13 protein-coding genes are annotated in these 15727 nt (G+C 69.0%); 12 read left to right on the plus strand and 1 reads right to left on the minus strand.

Features of this window, described 5'->3' with window-relative positions:
- Positions 1–30 precede the first annotated feature (30 nt).
- The 5 genes from AC2YHJ_RS15500 (at position 31) to AC2YHJ_RS15520 (ending at position 5611) form a co-directional block, all read left to right on the plus strand.
- Positions 31–996, plus strand: a complete 966-nt coding sequence (locus tag AC2YHJ_RS15500) for a tripartite tricarboxylate transporter substrate binding protein (RefSeq protein ID WP_487396979.1) — start codon at positions 31–33, stop codon at positions 994–996.
- A 97-nt stretch (positions 997–1093) separates the two neighbouring features.
- Entirely contained in the window at positions 1094–1711 is a 618-nt protein-coding gene (locus tag AC2YHJ_RS15505; RefSeq protein WP_487396980.1) for a TetR/AcrR family transcriptional regulator, read from the plus strand.
- Positions 1712–1949: 238 nt separating this feature from the next.
- A complete protein-coding gene (locus tag AC2YHJ_RS15510) occupies positions 1950–2720 on the plus strand; it encodes an enoyl-CoA hydratase/isomerase family protein (protein WP_487396981.1) in 771 nt (256 codons plus the stop codon).
- 3 nt (positions 2721–2723) lie between these two features.
- Positions 2724–4832 (plus strand): acetate--CoA ligase family protein, encoded by a 2109-nt coding sequence (locus tag AC2YHJ_RS15515; protein WP_487396982.1) that lies wholly within the window; start codon positions 2724–2726, stop codon positions 4830–4832.
- An 11-nt stretch (positions 4833–4843) separates the two neighbouring features.
- Positions 4844–5611: an SDR family NAD(P)-dependent oxidoreductase gene (locus AC2YHJ_RS15520; protein ID WP_487396983.1), complete on the plus strand. Its 768-nt coding sequence runs from the start codon at positions 4844–4846 to the stop codon at positions 5609–5611.
- Positions 5612–5693: 82 nt separating this feature from the next.
- Here AC2YHJ_RS15520 and AC2YHJ_RS15525 read toward each other — a convergent pair whose 3' ends face one another.
- Entirely contained in the window at positions 5694–7259 is a 1566-nt protein-coding gene (locus AC2YHJ_RS15525) for an ABC transporter substrate-binding protein (RefSeq protein WP_487396984.1), read from the minus strand.
- A gap of 224 nt (positions 7260–7483) precedes the next feature.
- On the opposite strand from AC2YHJ_RS15525, the gene AC2YHJ_RS15530 reads away from it, so the two are divergent.
- The 7 genes from AC2YHJ_RS15530 to AC2YHJ_RS15560 are packed head-to-tail and all read left to right on the plus strand — an operon-like array spanning position 7484 to position 15471.
- Positions 7484–8479, plus strand: coding sequence for a Bug family tripartite tricarboxylate transporter substrate binding protein (locus AC2YHJ_RS15530; protein ID WP_487396985.1), 996 nt, complete (start codon positions 7484–7486; stop codon positions 8477–8479).
- Between the two features lie 27 nt (positions 8480–8506).
- Positions 8507–9277, plus strand: coding sequence for an enoyl-CoA hydratase/isomerase family protein (locus AC2YHJ_RS15535; RefSeq protein ID WP_487396986.1), 771 nt, complete (start codon positions 8507–8509; stop codon positions 9275–9277).
- A 4-nt stretch (positions 9278–9281) separates the two neighbouring features.
- Positions 9282–10454, plus strand: coding sequence for an acyl-CoA dehydrogenase family protein (locus AC2YHJ_RS15540; RefSeq protein WP_487396987.1), 1173 nt, complete (start codon positions 9282–9284; stop codon positions 10452–10454).
- A 4-nt stretch (positions 10455–10458) separates the two neighbouring features.
- Positions 10459–11520, plus strand: a complete 1062-nt coding sequence (locus tag AC2YHJ_RS15545; RefSeq protein ID WP_487396988.1) for an acyl-CoA dehydrogenase family protein — start codon at positions 10459–10461, stop codon at positions 11518–11520.
- Positions 11521–11548: 28 nt separating this feature from the next.
- On the plus strand, positions 11549–13615 hold the full coding sequence (locus AC2YHJ_RS15550; protein ID WP_487396989.1) for an acetate--CoA ligase family protein: 2067 nt from the start codon (positions 11549–11551) through the stop codon (positions 13613–13615).
- 24 nt (positions 13616–13639) lie between these two features.
- Positions 13640–14596, plus strand: coding sequence for a Bug family tripartite tricarboxylate transporter substrate binding protein (locus AC2YHJ_RS15555; protein ID WP_487396990.1), 957 nt, complete (start codon positions 13640–13642; stop codon positions 14594–14596).
- A complete protein-coding gene (locus tag AC2YHJ_RS15560) occupies positions 14596–15471 on the plus strand; it encodes an SMP-30/gluconolactonase/LRE family protein (protein ID WP_487396991.1) in 876 nt (291 codons plus the stop codon). The genes AC2YHJ_RS15555 and AC2YHJ_RS15560 overlap by 1 nt, the downstream gene beginning before the upstream one ends.
- The last annotated feature ends 256 nt before the right edge of the window (positions 15472–15727 follow it).

Below are 15727 nucleotides of genomic sequence, written 5' to 3' on the forward strand. Positions count from 1 at the left end.
GCCCCCGCAAGCAAGATGGAGGATCCCGTCATGGCATTCCGCATGCCTCGCCGCGCCGCGCTCGGCGCCGCGGTCGCCCTCGCGGCCGGACGGCCCGCTTCGGCGCAGGCCCGGCCGATCCGGTTCGTGGTACCCTATGGCGCCGGCAGCGGGCCGGACCTCTTCGCGCGGCAATTCGCGCAGGCCCTGGCGGCGCGGCTCGAAGCGCCGGTGGTGGTGGACAACCGCGGTGGGGCGACGACGATCATCGGCGCGGAATACGTCGCATCGGCACCGGCGGACGGGGCCACCCTGTTCATGGGGACCTCGACCACCTTCCTCACCAACCCCTTCCTGTTCCGCCGCCTGCCCTATACTGCGGCGCAGTTCCAGCCGATCTCGCTGCTGATCCGCACGCGGCTCGCGCTCTATGCCAATACCGGGCTGCCGGCGAACGACATGGCGGGCGTCGTCGCCCTCGCCAAGGCGGCGCGCGAGCCGTTGCAATACGGCATCACCGGGCGCGGCAACTCCACCCACCTGACCGGGGAGGCGCTGCAGGTCGCCGCCGGGATCAGCCTGATGGACGTGCCCTATCGCGGCACGGGACCGATGCAGCAGGGCGTGGTGCGCAACGACATCCCGCTCGCGATCGACGGCATCCCCGCTTGGCTCGGCCTCGCCGCCGAGCGGCGCGTGAAGGTGATCGCGGTGACCGGCGACACGCGCGTCGGCGCCCTGCCGCAGACCCCGACCTTCGCCGAGTCAGGGCTGACCGATCTCGGCCGCCAGCACTGGTATGGGCTCTTCGCGCCGGCCGGGATCCCGGCGCCGGTGCTCGCGCGCATCCATGCCGCGACGATCGCCGTGATGCAGGACATCGCCCTTTGGCAGGCCCTGGTGCATGAGGGCGGGATCATCGAGACCAACAGCCCCGCGGGCTTCGCCGCCATGCTGGCCGAGGAGAAGGAGATCTGGGGCACCATCATCCGCCGGGTCGGCGTCACGCTGGAATGACGTGATCCTGTTGGCGCGGCGATTTCGCTTGTGCGAAAATGGCGGGGCTGACCGGTTGGTCGGAGCCGGGACGGTCCGGCGCAGGAGGAGGGATTGGATGGCGCGTGCCGCAGTGAAGGCCGTGGCGGGCGAGGTGAACGACGGCAGCGACCGCATGATGCAGATCCTGTCGGAATCGGCGCGCCTCTTCGCGTCCAGCGGATATGACGGGACCTCGATGCGCGACATCGCCGAGGCCTGCGGCATCTCGAAGTCGCTGCTCTATCATCACTTCACCGACAAGGACGAGATCTACGCCCGCATCGCGCTGGGCTCGACGCAGCGGCTCTATGAATTCGTGCTCGACCGGCTGCCGGAGAAGGGCACGCCGTTGGAGCGCGTGCGCGCCTTCATGATCGCAACGGGCGATTATTTCCAGCGCCATAGGTCGAACTGGATCGCGTCCACCGCCGCCTTCTGGAGCGACCCCGAACTGCGTCGCCATCGCGAACGCATGATGTGGCGCGACCGCTATGAGGGGCTGATCCGCCAGCTCATCCAGGATGCGATCGATGCGGGCGAATTTCGACCGGTGGATGTACCACTGACCGGGCGGCTGGTGCTGTCCGCGCTGAACTGGATGCACCGCTGGTACAGGCCGGACAAGAGCATGACGCCGGCGCAGATCGCCGAATCCTATTTCGACCTGATTTTCAAAGGACTGAGGGCGGAATAGCGCCTCCTTCCGATCATGCCACCATCGAAAGGACGCCGGTGGCCGATCGGAAGCGGCTCCCGGCTCGCGAACCATTCCTACTGCTCCTTGCGTCTCGGACAGCGCCGCGCCTTGCGTAACTGACCGGACGGTCAATCAGCATGGCATATTGCGCAGTGGCAGCGGGCGCGGTAGGAAGAAACTGACCGACCGGTCAGGCAGCGAGGCCAGCCGGCGACAGTAAGGGGAAGGAACCGTCATGGCCGAGGACATCGTCAGGCTCGAAGTCTCCGACTACATCGCCCTCGTCACGCTGAACCGGCCGCCGGTGAATGCGCTGAACCGGGCGATGCGCGATGCGATCATCGCGGCCTTCGACGCCGTCTCCGAACGCGACGACATCCGCGTCGCGGTGCTGACCGGCGCGGGCAAGGCGTTCTGCGCGGGCGCCGATCTCAAGGACCGGCCGGACCCGACCAAGACCGGTGCCTTCCTCGACCACAACCGCGTCACGCGCGAAACCGGCAACGCCATCCGCGAATGCGCGAAGCCGGTGATCGCGGCGGTGAATGGTGCGGCCCTCGGCGCCGGCATGGGCCTGATGGCCGCCTGCGACATCTACCTCGCCGCGGAGGACGCCGCCTTCGGCATGCCCGAGATCGATGTCGGCCTGGCCGGCGGCGGCGCCATGCTGCGCACCATCTTCGGCCGTTCCGCCATGCGCACCATGATGTACACGGGCTGGCGCCTGACCGGCGCGGAGCTGTATCGCCGCGGCATCATCGAGAAGGCGCTGCCGCGCGAGGAGCTGCTGGCGGAAGCGATGCGCTACGCCGAATGCATCGCGAACAAGAGCCCGCTCGCCATCAACTACGCCAAGACCTCCGCCAACATGGTGGACCTGATGCCGCAGCGCGACGCCTATCGCTTCGAGCAGAACTTCACGTTTGCCTTGTCCAAGACCGAGGATGCGAAGGAAGCCCGCACCGCCGTAATCGAGAAGCGCAAGCCCAACTTCAAGGGGCGCTGAGCCATGGCGGCGCTCGGTGCCGGCCTCGAGGCCATCCTGGCCCCGCGGTCGATCGCCATCATCGGCGCGTCGCAGGATGCGACGAAGATCGGTGGCCGGCCGGTGGAACTGCTGCGTCGCTTCGGCTTTCCCGGCGCGATCTACCCGGTCAATCCGCGCGCGAAGGAGGTCCAGGGCCTGCCGGCCTTCCCTTCCGTCGACGCGCTGCCTCAAGCACCGGACCTCGCCATCATCTCCGTCGCTGCAGAGGTCGCGCCCGATGCGCTCGACGCCTGCGCGGCGAGGGGCGTGAAGGCGGCAGTGATCTTCTCCTCCGGCTTCGCCGAACTCGGCGAGGCCGGGCTCGCCATGCAGGACCGGCTGCGCGCCACGGCGCTGCGCAGCGGCATGCGTGTGCTCGGGCCGAACTGCCTCGGCGCGGCGTCCGTCGCGGAACGCAGCATCGCGACCTTCTCGGTGGTGCTGGAGAACGGGCTGCCGCCGGTCGGCCCGCTCGGCATCGCGTCCCAGAGCGGCAATCTCGGCAGCTACACCGCGCTGCTGGCGCGTGAGCGCGGCATCGGCGCCAGCCGCTTCATCACCACCGGCAACGAATGCGACGTCGACATCGCGGACTGCATCGCGTTCCTCGCGCAGGATGATGCGACGAAGGTCATCCTCTGCGTGCTTGAGACCTGCCGCGATGCCGCGCGGCTGACCGGCGCGCTGGAGATGGCGCGCGAGGCCGGCAAGCCGGTGATCGTGCTGAAGATCGGCGCATCGGAAGCCGGCCAGGCGGCCGCGACCTCCCACACCGGCGCGCTGGCCGGATCGGATGCGGTGTTCGATGCGGTGTTCCGCCGTGCCGGTGCGGTGCGCGTGCACAGCGTCGAGCAGTTGCTCGACCTCGGCCATGCCGCCGCCGTGCTGGGCGACCGACTGCCCAAGGGGCGCCGCACCATGCTGCTGACCGCCTCGGGCGGCTTCGGCGTGCTGCTGGCGGACGCCGCCTCGGCGGCCGGGCTGTCCCTGCCCTCCCCGTCCGCGGAGACGCAGCGGCGCATCCTCGACGTCGTGCCCTATGCTTCGCCCCGCAATCCGGTCGATGCGACGGCGCAGATGTCGAGCCGTCCCGAGATCCTGGAGACGATCCTCGCGGCGCTGCTGGAAGACGATGCCTGCGACGCGCTGCTGGTGCTGATGTCTGCCTCGCTTTACCTGCCGCGGCTGCGCAGCGTCTACATGCCGACGCTGCGCGCGGTGCGGGAGAAGCATCCCGGCAAGGTGGTGATGCTCGCCGTGCACGGCCCGGCGGATGCGGTGGCGGAACTGACCGGCATGGGCTTCCCGGTGGTGGATGGCGTGGGGCCGTCGACGCAGACGCTGGCGGGACTGTGCGACCTGGCCGCCGCTCGATCCCTGCCGCCGCTGTCCGCGCCGCTGCCTCCGGCCCCGCCGGTCGATGCCGCGGCGCTGCGCACCGAGGCCGGCGCGAAGCAGGCGCTGGCCGCGGCGGGCGTGCCGGTGCTGCCCGAATGCATCGTCGCCAACGCGGCCGAGGCCGCTGCCGCCGCGACCGCCATGGGCTTCCCGGTGGTGCTGAAAATCGTCTCGCCCGACCTGCCGCACAAGACGGAGGTGGGCGGCGTGGTGCTCGGCCTGGACGGCGCCGAGGCCGTCGCCGCGGCGCATGACGTGATGCTGGCGCGCGTGCGGGACGCGGCGCCATCCGCGCGCATCGAGGGCGTGCTCGTCTCCCCCATGGTGCGTGGGGGGACGGAGATGATCCTCGGCGCCAAGCGCGACCCGGTCTTCGGGCCTGTCGTGCTGGTCGGGCTCGGCGGCATCTTCGCCGAGGTGCTGCAGGACGTCGCCGTGCGCCCCGCCCCGGTGGATGAGGCCGAGGCGATGGCAATGCTGCGCAGCCTGAAGGCCTTCGCCGTGCTGGATGGTGCGCGGGGCCGACCGAAGGCCGATCTTGCCGCGACGGCATCGGCCCTCGCCGCGCTGTCGCGCTTCGCCGCGCAGCATGCGGACGACATTGCCGAGATCGACATCAACCCGCTGCTGGTGCGCCCAGCGGGCGAAGGCGCGGTGGCGCTGGATGCGCTGATCGTGCCGACGGCACGGTGAAGGGAGAAACGATGGAACTGCAGGACATGACGCTGGCCGGGCGCGTCGCGCTCATCACCGGCGCGGGCAACGGGATCGGCCGCGCGACGGCGCTGCGTATGGCAGCGATGGGTGCGGTGGTCGGAGTGAACGACCTCAAGCAGGAATTCGTCGACGCGACCGTCGCTGCGATCGAGGCGGCGGGCGGCAATGCGATCGGCATCGCGCAGAATGTCGGGACGCGTGACGGCATTCGCGCAGCCGTGCTGGGCCTCGCCGAACGCGCTGGACGCCTCGACATCCTGGTGAACAACGCGGCCTGGGTGCGCTACCAGGCGGTGCCGGACATCGCGCCGGAAATAGTGGACCGCATGGTAGAGGTCGGCTTCAAGTCGGTGATCTGGGGCATCCAGGCCGCCGCCGAGGCGATGGATCCGGAGCGCGGCGGCGCCATCGTCAATGTCGCCTCGACGGCCGGGCTGCGCTCCACGCCTTCCTCGATCGTCTACAGCGGCATCAAGGCCGGGGTGATGGGCATCACCCGTGCGGCAGCGGCGGATCTCGGGTCGCGCGGCATCCGCGTGAATGCCATCGCGCCGTCCGCGGTGCCGACCGAGGGCACGCAGAAGCACCGCACGGTCGAGAAGGACCAGAGGCGCATCGCGCGCACGCCGCTCGGGCGGCTCGGCACGGTGGAGGACATCGCCAAGGCGATCTGCTTCCTCGCCACCGATCAGGCGAGCTTCGTCACCGGCCAGGTGCTGGCGGTGGATGGCGGTATCACCACGACGAACATCTGATGCCCTCGCGCGCCGGGCTACCGGCGGGCGGCATTCAGGGCCACGGACCGGTCATCTGACCGGTCCGCTGGCATAATGCCCGTCAACGGGTGGGCGTCACTGTCGTCGGATCGTTGCGCTCATCCATCCGCGCCTCATAGGTGATGCCGGAGCGCATCGCCCAGAGCGCGTTCTGCAGGTAGAGCGGCACCAGCATGCCGTCATCCAGTGCGACGGCGCTGGCGCGGCGCAGAAGCTCCTCGCGCTTCGCATCGTCCATCTCGACCTCCGCCGCCGCGACGAGCGCATCCATCGCCGGGTTGGAATAGAGCAGGCGGTTCGCCGCGCCATGGCCGCGGTCGCGGTTCGGCGTACGCAGGACGGAGTTCAGCAGCACCGAGACCTCGCCCGTCGAATTGCCCCAGGTGAGCAGGGCCGCGGGTGCCTCGCGCCGCGTCGCGCGGCCGATGAAGGTGGCATAGGGCTGGGCCTCGACCGTGGTGCGCACGCCGATCCGCGTCCACATCTGCCCGATCGCCTGCACAACGCGCGCATCGTTCATGTAGCGGTCGTTCGACCCCATCAGGGTGAGCTGGAAGCCCTGCGGGTAGCCGGCTTCCGCCAGTAGTCGCCGTGCACCGGCGGCATCGGCAGCGGGCACCGGCCGGTCCGGAATGGCGCTGTAGCTGCCGGGCGGCATGAACTGCGTGGTGGCGAGAGCCGCCCCTTCCATCACGCGCTCGACGAGCTGCTGCCGGTCGATCGCCATGGCTAGCGCCCGCCGCACGCGCGGATCGGCGAGCGGATTGCGATCCCCCGGCGCCGTCAGCAGCGGCACCGGCGGCTCACGCGTGCCGTCGAGCGTGATGTACATGACGCGCAGGCTGGCCGTCTCCGCTATGCGGAAGCGCGTGTCGCGCCGCAGACGCTCGAGGTCGCTAGTCGAGATCTGGTCGATGATGTCCACATCGCCTGACAGCAGCGCCGCAGTGCGTGCCGCGTCATTCGTGATCATGCGGTAAGTGACATTGGCCCAGTGCGACTTCGGGCCCCAATACTGGTCGTTGCGTTCCAGTACGATGCGGTCGCCCGTCGCATGCGAGACGAGGCGATATGGCCCCGTGCCGATCGCCGACTTGCCGCTGTTGAAGTCGCTGGTCGTTGCCTCGGCATGCACACGGCGGCTGAGGATCATCACCTGGGACAGGTAGGTCTGCAGCAGCGGCGCGGGCCCGTTGGTATGCATGCGGATGGTGCGGGCATCGACGATCTCGAGCCGCTGCACCGGCCGCACCATGGCGGAGAAGGACGCGCCGGGCCCGCGCATCTGGGGAATGCGCTCGAAAGTATAGGCGATGTCATCGGTCGTGAGCGGCGTGCCGTTGTGAAAGCGCACGCCCTCGCGCAGGGTGAATTCCCAGACATTCTCGCCCACTGCGCGCCAGCTTTCGGCGAGGGCGGGGCGAAGCTCCGCGCGCGCATCGGTGGCCAGCAGTCCGTCGAAGAGCATCTGCCCCACCTCGTTGTTCGACCGCAGCAGGTGGTAGTGCGGATCAAGCGAGGAGACCGGCGAGCCGACACCCATGGTGAGGCCCTGCCCGTTCGCCACGGCCGCCGCCCAGGGCAGCGCGACGAGGCCGAGCAGCAATCGGCGGGTGGTGCGGAACATGGGCATCTCCTCTCCTCGGGACGCAGCGCCTGCGCCTGACCGTTCGGTCAATTTCCGACAAGCTAACGCCAGGGAGCTCGGACGGCAAGATCGTCGAGGTCATGTGCCATTGCGTGCATTCCGCTTGCCTGTTCGTGCGGGCTGCGCCAAATTGCCCTCATGACTGACCGGTCGATCAGGCGCTGAGCACCGGCGAACCGGTCGGCGCGGGAAGGAACGAGGCCATGGCGAGCATTCGCACAAGATCGAGCGGGGTGAGGCGACGGGCGCTGCTGGGCGGCGGCCTCGGCGTCGCCGCCATGCCAGTGGCGCAAGCGCATGCCTATCCGACGCGACCCGTGCGCATGATCGTGCCCTTCGTGCCGGGTGGCGGTGCCGATCTTTCGGCACGCCTGGTCGCGGAACCGCTCGGCACCGCACTGGGCCAGGCCGTGGTGGTCGAAAATCGCGGCGGTGCCGGCGGGACAATCGGCACGGCGGCGGTCGCGCAGGCGCCCGCGGATGGTTACACGCTGCTCTACGGCACGCCCGGACCGCTGATCACCAACCGGCACCTGATGGCGTCCCTGCCCTATGATTCGGAACGCGACTTCGCGCCGGTCAGCCTGCTGACGCGCGGCGCCTATGTCATGGCGGTGCATCGCGACGTGCCGGCGCGCCGCGTCGCGGAGGTCATCGCCCTCGCCAAGGCGCAGCCGAGCACGCTGAGCTTCGCAAGTTCCGGCATCGGTGCCGGTAGCCATCTCGCCGGCGAGCTTCTGTGCATGGAAGCCGGCATCCGCATGGCGCATGTGCCCTATCGCGGCACCGGTCCCGCGCTGCAGGATGTCGCGGCGGGCCGCGTCACCATGTCGATCGATTCCTACGGGCCGATGGTCCCGCTTCTACAGTCCGGCCATCTGCGCGCCATCGCGGTCACCAGCGCCCAGCGCATGGCGGAACTGCCGGATGTCCCCACCATCGCCGAGACCATCCCGGGCTTCGAGGTCGGTGTCATCAACTACATCTGCGTCCGTTCCGGCACGCCGGAGCCGATCATCCGCCGGCTGAACCAGGCGTTGGTCCAGGTGCTCGCCGATCGCGCGCTGAAGGCGCGCATGCAGACCGCAGGATCGAGCCCGCCCGTCTCCAGCACGCCCGAGGAACTCGGTGCCATGCTGCGCAGCGAGTCCGCCAAATGGGGCGGGGTCATCCGCCGCGCCGGCATCCGCGCCGAATGAATCGGCAAACAGGGAAATAGCACCGCCATGTCATCCGATGTCGTGACGCTGGACGTCTCCGACCATATCGGCCTCGTCACGCTGAACCGCCCGCCGGTGAATGCGGTGAATACCGAGGTGCGCGACCGCATCATCCAGATCTTCGACCTGGCCAATGACCGCGACGACATCCGCGTGCTGGTACTGACCGGGCAAGGGAAGATCTTCTCGGCCGGCGCCGACCTGAAGCAGCGGCCCGATCCGACCATCCCCGGCGCCTATTGGCATCACAACCGCATCACGCGCGAGACCAACAACGCGATCCGCGAATGCGCGAGACCCGTGATCGCGGCGGTGAACGGCGCGGCGCTCGGCGCGGGCTTCGGGCTGATGACGGCCTGCGACATCATGATGGCCTCCGACACCGCCTATTTCTCGATGCCGGAAATCGATGTCGGCCTCGCCGGCGGTGCGGCCATGGCGAATGAGTTCTTCACCCGCTCCTTCGCGCGGCGGCTGATGTTCACCGGCGACAAGCTCGCCGCCTCCGAGCTCTATCGCCTCGGCGTCCTCGATTCCGTCTGGAAGCCCGAGGAATTGCTACCGGCAGCGATGGTGATGGCCGCGCGCATCGCGGGGAAGAGCCCGCTCGGCATCAAATACGCGAAGACGAGCTGCAACATGGTCGAGCTGATGCCGCCCAAGGACGCCTATCGCTTCGAGCAGAACTTCACCTACGAGCTGTCCAAGACCGAGGACGCGAAAGAAGCCCGCACCGCGCAGCTCGAAAAGCGCAAGCCGGTCTTCAAGGGGCGCTGATCCGATGACCGTCGATTACGATGCCTTCCGCGAGGAAGTCCGCAAATTCGCGATGACGCACTGCCCGCCGGAGATCCGCGCGGTGGTCGCGACCTATCGCAAGCTGTCGCGCCAGGTCTGGTATCCCTGGCAGAAGATCCTCTTCGACCATGGCTGGGGCGCGCCGGGCTGGCCGAAGGCCTATGGGGGCACGGGCTGGGACCTCAAGCAGCGCCACATCTTCGACGAGGTGATGGCCGAATGCGATTGCCCGCCGCAATACCATCACGGGCTGCGGCACCTTGGTCCCGTCATCATCGAATACGGGTCGGAGGAGCAAAGGAAGCGCTTCCTGCCCGGCATGCTGAGCGGCGAGGACTGGTGGTGCCAGGGCTATTCCGAACCCAATGCGGGATCGGATCTCGCCTCGCTGCGCACCGCGGCGCGGCGTGAGGGCGACGACTACATCGTGGAAGGCCAGAAGACCTGGACCTCCCACGCGCAAGAAGCGGACTGGATGTACACGCTGGTGCGCACCTCGAAGGAGGCGAAGAAGCAGCAGGGCATCAGCCTGCTGCTGATCCCGCTGGATTCGGCGGGTATCTCCATCCGTCCGATCCGTACGATCGATGGCTGGCACCACGTGAACGAGGTCTTCCTCGACAATGTGCGCGTGCCGGTGGCGAACCGCGTGGGCGAGGAAGGCCAGGGCTGGACCTACGGCAAGTTCCTGCTCGAACGCGAGCGCCTCGGCGGCGCCAATGTCGCGCCCGCGATGAAGCACCTCGGACGCACCCGCACGCTGCTGGCGCAGGAACTCGCCGCGCCGCGCCATGCGATGAAGCGCAGCCTGCTCGAGGAACGCCTGCTGCTGGCCGAGGCCGAGTTGCGTGGCGCCCAGGCGCTCGGCCAGGAAGCGGTCGCGGCGACCATGGAAGGCCGCTCGCTCGGCCTGCTGCCCTCGGTGCTGAAGCTGTCGACCAGCGTGACCTCTCAGCATGTGGGCGAGATCGCGCTGGACGCGGTGGGCGAACGCCTCGCGCCGCGCTTCCGCCCGACCGATGCCGCCGGCGCGAATGTCGAGGCCTCCGGCATCGAATGGGTGCAGAACTACATGTACGGCCGCGTCCGCACGATCTACGGCGGCAGCAGCGAAGTGCAGAAGAACGTCATCGCCAAGCAGCTTTTCGGGGTCTGACGCCATGCCCTTCACAGCGAAACCCATCATCGGCGGCGACGCCTTCGACCAGGCCTGCAAGATCGGCCTCGAAGCCGATGGCGAGCTCGCGCAGCTCGCCGATGCCGCGGATCAGGCGGCCTGCCTGCGGCGGCATTGGGATGCCATTGCCGAGCTCGGCTGGATCACCACGGCGATTCCCGACGAAGCCGGCGGCGCGGGTGGGGATCTCTCTGACCTCGCCGCGCTGGTCGGTGGTGCCGGGCGCGGCGGGCTTGCCCTGCCGGTCGCGACATCCTGCGGCGTACTGCCGCATCTGCTGGCCGAGCATCCCGAACTACTGTCCGCCCTGGCGGAAGGCCGCTTCCGCATCGCGCTGATCTCGGCCGAAGCGGCGCGTGACGACGAAGCCGAGGCGCTACGCTTCGCCGATGGCCGGCTGACCGGTGCTGCGGTCGGCATCGAGACGCCGCCCGATCCGACACATGCGCTGGTCGTCGTCGATGACGCGCTGCTGCTGGTCCGTGCCGATGCCGCTGGCGTCGCCGTCGCGCGCTATCAGCGCATCGATGGCCGGCCTTCGGCCGATTGGCGCTTCACCAGCGTCGCCGTAGAGCTCGTCGCACGCGGCGATGCCGTCGCGCGCCGCGCGGCCGAGGCGCGCGACATCGGCGCGCTGCTGACCTGTGTAGAATCCGTCTCCGCCGCCGGCGCGCTGCTGGAGCAGACCATCGACTACCTGCTGAACCGCGTGCAGTTTGGCGTACCGCTCGCGACGCACCAGGCGCTGCGCCACCGCGTCGCGGAGATGTATGTCGAATACGAGAACCTGCGCGGCATCGTCACCCATGCGCTACGCAGCGCGGCGGCGGGTTCGCCCGAGGCCTGGCGCGACATCGCCTTCGCCAAGCTGCGCCTGGGCGAGGCCGGCCGCTTCATCGCGCAATCCACCATCCAGTGCCATGGCGGCATGGGCATGACCGAGGGGCTGCAGGCGATCCGCCTCGCACGGCGGATCATGATGGCAGAGTTCGAGTATGGCGACCGCAGCGTGCAGGCGCAGCGCCTGCTCGCCGCCGCGGCGTGAGGGCATCCCGATGCATCCTCTGGAGAAGATGTTCAGGCCGCGTTCCGTCGCCGTGGTCGGCGCTTCGGGCGACCCGGAGAAGCTCGGCGGTCGCACGCTGCTGCATCTGAAGGAGCTCGGCTATCAGGGGCGCATCTACCCGATCAATGTCAGCGCGACCGAGGTGCAGGGTCTGCCGGCCTGGCGCAGCGTCGCCGACCTGCCGGAGACGCCCGACAGCGCGCTGATCCTGCTGCCCGCACCGCTGGTGGGCAAGGCGATCGACGATTGCGCGGCCAAGGGTGTGAAGCATGTGCAGGTGCTCTCCTCCGGCTTCGCGGAGGAAGGTGGCGAGGGCGTCGCGATGCAGGCCCGGCTTGCCGAGCAGGCGCGCGCGCTCGGCATCCGGCTGACGGGGCCGAACTGCCTCGGCAGCATTTCCCCGCCGGACGGCTTCTTCGGTACCTTCTCGAGCCTGCTCGCGACGGCCAAGCCCCCGCCTGGCAGCGTCGGCGTGGCGACTCAGTCCGGCGCCTATGGCTCCCACATCTACGCCGTCGCGGGCTTCCGCGGCATCGGCATCAGCCGCGCCATCGCCACCGGCAATGAGGTGGACATCGATGTCGCGGAGGCGATCGACTACCTGGTGGAAGATCCCGGCACGCGCGTCATCTGCGCCTCGCTGGAAGGCTGCAGCAATGGCGAAGGGCTGCGCCGCGCGCTGCTGAAGGCCGCCGCCGCGCGCAAGCCGGTCATCATCATGAAGGTCGGCAGCACCGAGGTCGGCGCGGCCGCCGCCGCGACGCATACCGGCTCCCTCGCCGGCGAGGACCGCGTCATCGACACGGTGTTCCGCGAATGCGGCGCGCTGCGCGTCTACTCCATCGAGGAGATGCTCGACGCCGCCTATGTCTGCTCCATCGCGCCGCTGCCGCCGGTCGCGAGCGCCGGGATCGTTAGCGTCTCGGGCGGGATCGGCGTGCTGATGGCTGATGCCTGCATCGAGGCCGGGCTTGCCGTGCCGCCGCTCTCAGCGGATGCGCTCGCCACGATCCGCGCCGCGCAGCCCATGGCGGGCGGGCGAAACCCGATCGACACCACGGCGCAGCTCGCCGGCCGGCTGCATGTGGTCGAGACGATCAGCCAATCCATGATGGGCGGGGCCGATCTCGGCGCGATGTTCTTCTACCTCGCGCATCTCGGGCGGGACTTGCGGCGCTTCCCGAAGATCGAGGGCGCCTTCCTCGCCCTGCGCCGCAACCAGCCCGACCGCACCGTGGTCGCGGTCATGACGCATATCGACGAGGTGCGGCTGCGCCTCGAAGCCGAAGGTGTGCCGGTCTTCGAGGACCCCACCCGCGCGGTGCGCGCGGTCGCGGGGGCTGCGCGGCTGCGGCGGCTTCAGGCGGGAGCGCAGCCAGTGCCGGCCATCGCGCCGGCTGCGCCGCTCGGCATGGCTATCGCGAATGAGGCGCAGGCCAAGGCGCTGATCGCGGCCGCCGGCGTTCCGGTGCTGCCCGAACAGGCCTGCAGCACCGCCAAGGACGCCGCGGCGGCGGCGGACCGGCTCGGCTATCCGGTCGTGATGAAGATCCTCTCGGACAGCATCCACCACAAGACGGAGGTCGGCGGCGTGCTGCTGAACCTCGCAGATGCCGGGTCGGTGACGACGGGCTTCGCCACACTGATGCAACGCGCGAAGGCGGCGCGCCCGGATGCGCGGCTCGACGGCGTGCTGGTCGCGCCGATGATGCGCGGCGGCGTCGAGACCATCATCGGCACGCTCACCGATCCGATCTTCGGGCCGATGGTCATGTTCGGGCTCGGTGGCGTCGCGGTGGAGCTGTTCCGCGACGTCGCCTTCGCCTCCGCGCCGCTAACGCCGCAGCGCGCCGAGGCGCTGGTCGACACCTCGCGCGGCGCGGCGCTGCTCAAGGGCTGGCGCGGTGGCCCGGCGCTCGACCGCGCCGCACTGGTCGAGGCGCTCTGTGCTCTGTCGCGCTTCGCCGCCGCGCATCGCGACGAGATCGACAGCGTCGAGGTCAATCCCTTCCTGGTGCGGGAGACGGGTGCCTGCGCGCTGGATGCGCTAGTCGCCTTCCGCGCATCGCACTGAACGACGACAGAGGAAACGAAGACGATGAGCCACGCCACCCGTCGCAGCCTGCTGGCCGCGCCCTTCGTGCTAGGACTTGCCAGCCGCGCCCATGCGCAGGGCCGGCCTCTCCGCATCGTCGTGCCGTTCAATGGCGGCAGCGAGCCAGACATCCTCGCCCGCCGCCTGGCCGCGGCCATGCAGCCGATCCTGGACGTCCCGGTGGTGGTGGATAATCGCAGCGGCGGCAACACCGTCATTGCCGCGCTGCATGTCGCGCAGCAGCGGCCGGATGGGGAGACGCTGCTGCTCACCTCCTCCTCCACCTTCGCCACGCTGCCGAATCTCTACGCGACGCCGCCGGTGCGGCTCGATCAGTTCGAGCCGATGACCATGGCGATGCGGGCGCATATGGTGCTCTACGCCAGTAAGGACGCGCCGGACAACATCCCCGAGCTGATCGCTTGGGCGAATGCACAGCCGCAGCCGATCCTCTACGGTGCGAATGCCGGCGCGATCGGCCATCTTTGCGGTGAGCGGATGAAGCAGGTCACCGGCATCCGCATGTCGGACGTGTCCTATCGCGGCTCGCTCGGCATGCAGCAGCTGCTGATGGCCGGTGACATCAAGCTCGCCTTCGACGGCGTGCCGGCGCATGCGGAGATGGTCGCCGCGGGGCGGATCAAGGCGCTCGGCATCACGGCGGATCATGAGGTGCCGATGCTGCCGGGCGTGCGGCCGCTCTCCGAGCTGGGCTATGGCAGTATCGCCATCTCCTACTGGTATGGCGTCTTCGCGCCGAAGGGCACGCCGCAGGCAGTCCTCACGCGGCAAATCGACGCCATCCACCGCGCGCAGAAGGCCGAGGCGCTGGTCAACCAGTTTGCCGCGCAGGGTGCCGACCTGGTCGGCAACAATCCCGACGAGTTCCGCAGCATGATCGACAGCGAACGCGAGAGCTGGGGCACGCTGATCCGCTCGATCAGCCTGCGGCTCGACTGATGCGCATCACCCGCATCGGCACGACGAAAGATCGCCTCGGCGAAGGCCCGCTCTGGGATGCCGAGACGCGCCGCCTGTTCTGGATCGATTCACTCGGTGGCATAGTCCGTCGGCTGGATCCAGTCAGCGGCGAGCGGCAGGACTATGCCGTCCCCGCGCCGATCGGGTCGATGTCGCTGTGCCGCAGCGGCGGTGCGATCCTGTCGCTGCAGGACGGCTTCCACCGCCATGACTTCGCGACCGGCGCGACGACGCCCTTCGCGCCGCTCGGCCTCGACAACCCCAATGTCCGGCTGAACGACGGCAAGACGGACCGGCAAGGGCGCTTCCTGGCCGGCACGATGCATCTGCATCGCGCGGAGGACGAGCCCGTGATCGGCGGGCTGTTCCGGCTGAACCCGGATGGTACGGCGACGCAGCTCGTGGAGGACATCGCCACCTCCAACGGTCCCTGTTTCAGCCCAGATGGACGCACGCTCTATTTCGCCGACAGCACGCGGCAGACGATCTGGGCCTTCGACTACGACACCGTCACGGGCACGCCGACCAACCGGCGCATCTTCGCCGATCTGCGTGATCTGGGCACCGCGCCGGACGGAGCGACGGTGGATGCCGAAGGGCATGTCTGGTCCTGCCTGATCCGCACGAGCACCATAGTGCGCTTCGACTCGGCGGGCCGTATCGTCACGCGGATCGACTTCCCCGTACGCTATCCGACGAGCGTCTCTTTCGGCGGACCAGATATGGACGTGCTCTACGTGACCTCCATCTCCCGGAGCGTGCGCTTCGAGGATCCGGCGGAAAATGCAGGCGGGCTCTTCGCGATCGAGGGCCTCGGGGTTCGCGGTCTAGCGGAGCCGCGATGCGGATTGTGAGGCGAGACAGCCTCCTAGACCACCCACCACGAGAGTCTATCGCCGGCCGATGTGTTCGCGGTCGGCCGCGTTGCGACCCGATCCATTCTACGCCAAGCGTCGCGACCAGCACAGCGCGAGCGTCTGATCCCGAGGGAGTTGCGCGCGGCCAAGCGATGCCAGTCACCCTCAGCCCTGCTCGAGGGCTGGCTTGCTCCTGACTCCGAAAACTGGCCCACCTGGAGAGCAACTTTTTCGGGTGCTCTGACCGAGGAGG

The organism is Roseomonas sp. SRI_022, assembly GCF_057586215.1.

Bases quoted from the DNA above. Each gene is read 5' to 3' on its own strand.
- AC2YHJ_RS15500 (WP_487396979.1), top strand. From the start codon at position 31: ATGGCATTCCGCATGCCTCGCCGCGCCGCGCTCGGCGCCGCGGTCGCC.
- AC2YHJ_RS15505 (WP_487396980.1), top strand. From the start codon at position 1,094: ATGGCGCGTGCCGCAGTGAAGGCCGTGGCGGGCGAGGTGAACGACGGC.
- AC2YHJ_RS15510 (WP_487396981.1), top strand. From the start codon at position 1,950: ATGGCCGAGGACATCGTCAGGCTCGAAGTCTCCGACTACATCGCCCTC.
- AC2YHJ_RS15515 (WP_487396982.1), top strand. From the start codon at position 2,724: ATGGCGGCGCTCGGTGCCGGCCTCGAGGCCATCCTGGCCCCGCGGTCG.
- AC2YHJ_RS15520 (WP_487396983.1), top strand. From the start codon at position 4,844: ATGGAACTGCAGGACATGACGCTGGCCGGGCGCGTCGCGCTCATCACC.
- AC2YHJ_RS15525 (WP_487396984.1), bottom strand. From the start codon at position 7,259: ATGTTCCGCACCACCCGCCGATTGCTGCTCGGCCTCGTCGCGCTGCCC.
- AC2YHJ_RS15530 (WP_487396985.1), top strand. From the start codon at position 7,484: ATGGCGAGCATTCGCACAAGATCGAGCGGGGTGAGGCGACGGGCGCTG.
- AC2YHJ_RS15535 (WP_487396986.1), top strand. From the start codon at position 8,507: ATGTCATCCGATGTCGTGACGCTGGACGTCTCCGACCATATCGGCCTC.
- AC2YHJ_RS15540 (WP_487396987.1), top strand. From the start codon at position 9,282: ATGACCGTCGATTACGATGCCTTCCGCGAGGAAGTCCGCAAATTCGCG.
- AC2YHJ_RS15545 (WP_487396988.1), top strand. From the start codon at position 10,459: ATGCCCTTCACAGCGAAACCCATCATCGGCGGCGACGCCTTCGACCAG.
- AC2YHJ_RS15550 (WP_487396989.1), top strand. From the start codon at position 11,549: ATGTTCAGGCCGCGTTCCGTCGCCGTGGTCGGCGCTTCGGGCGACCCG.
- AC2YHJ_RS15555 (WP_487396990.1), top strand. From the start codon at position 13,640: ATGAGCCACGCCACCCGTCGCAGCCTGCTGGCCGCGCCCTTCGTGCTA.
- AC2YHJ_RS15560 (WP_487396991.1), top strand. From the start codon at position 14,596: ATGCGCATCACCCGCATCGGCACGACGAAAGATCGCCTCGGCGAAGGC.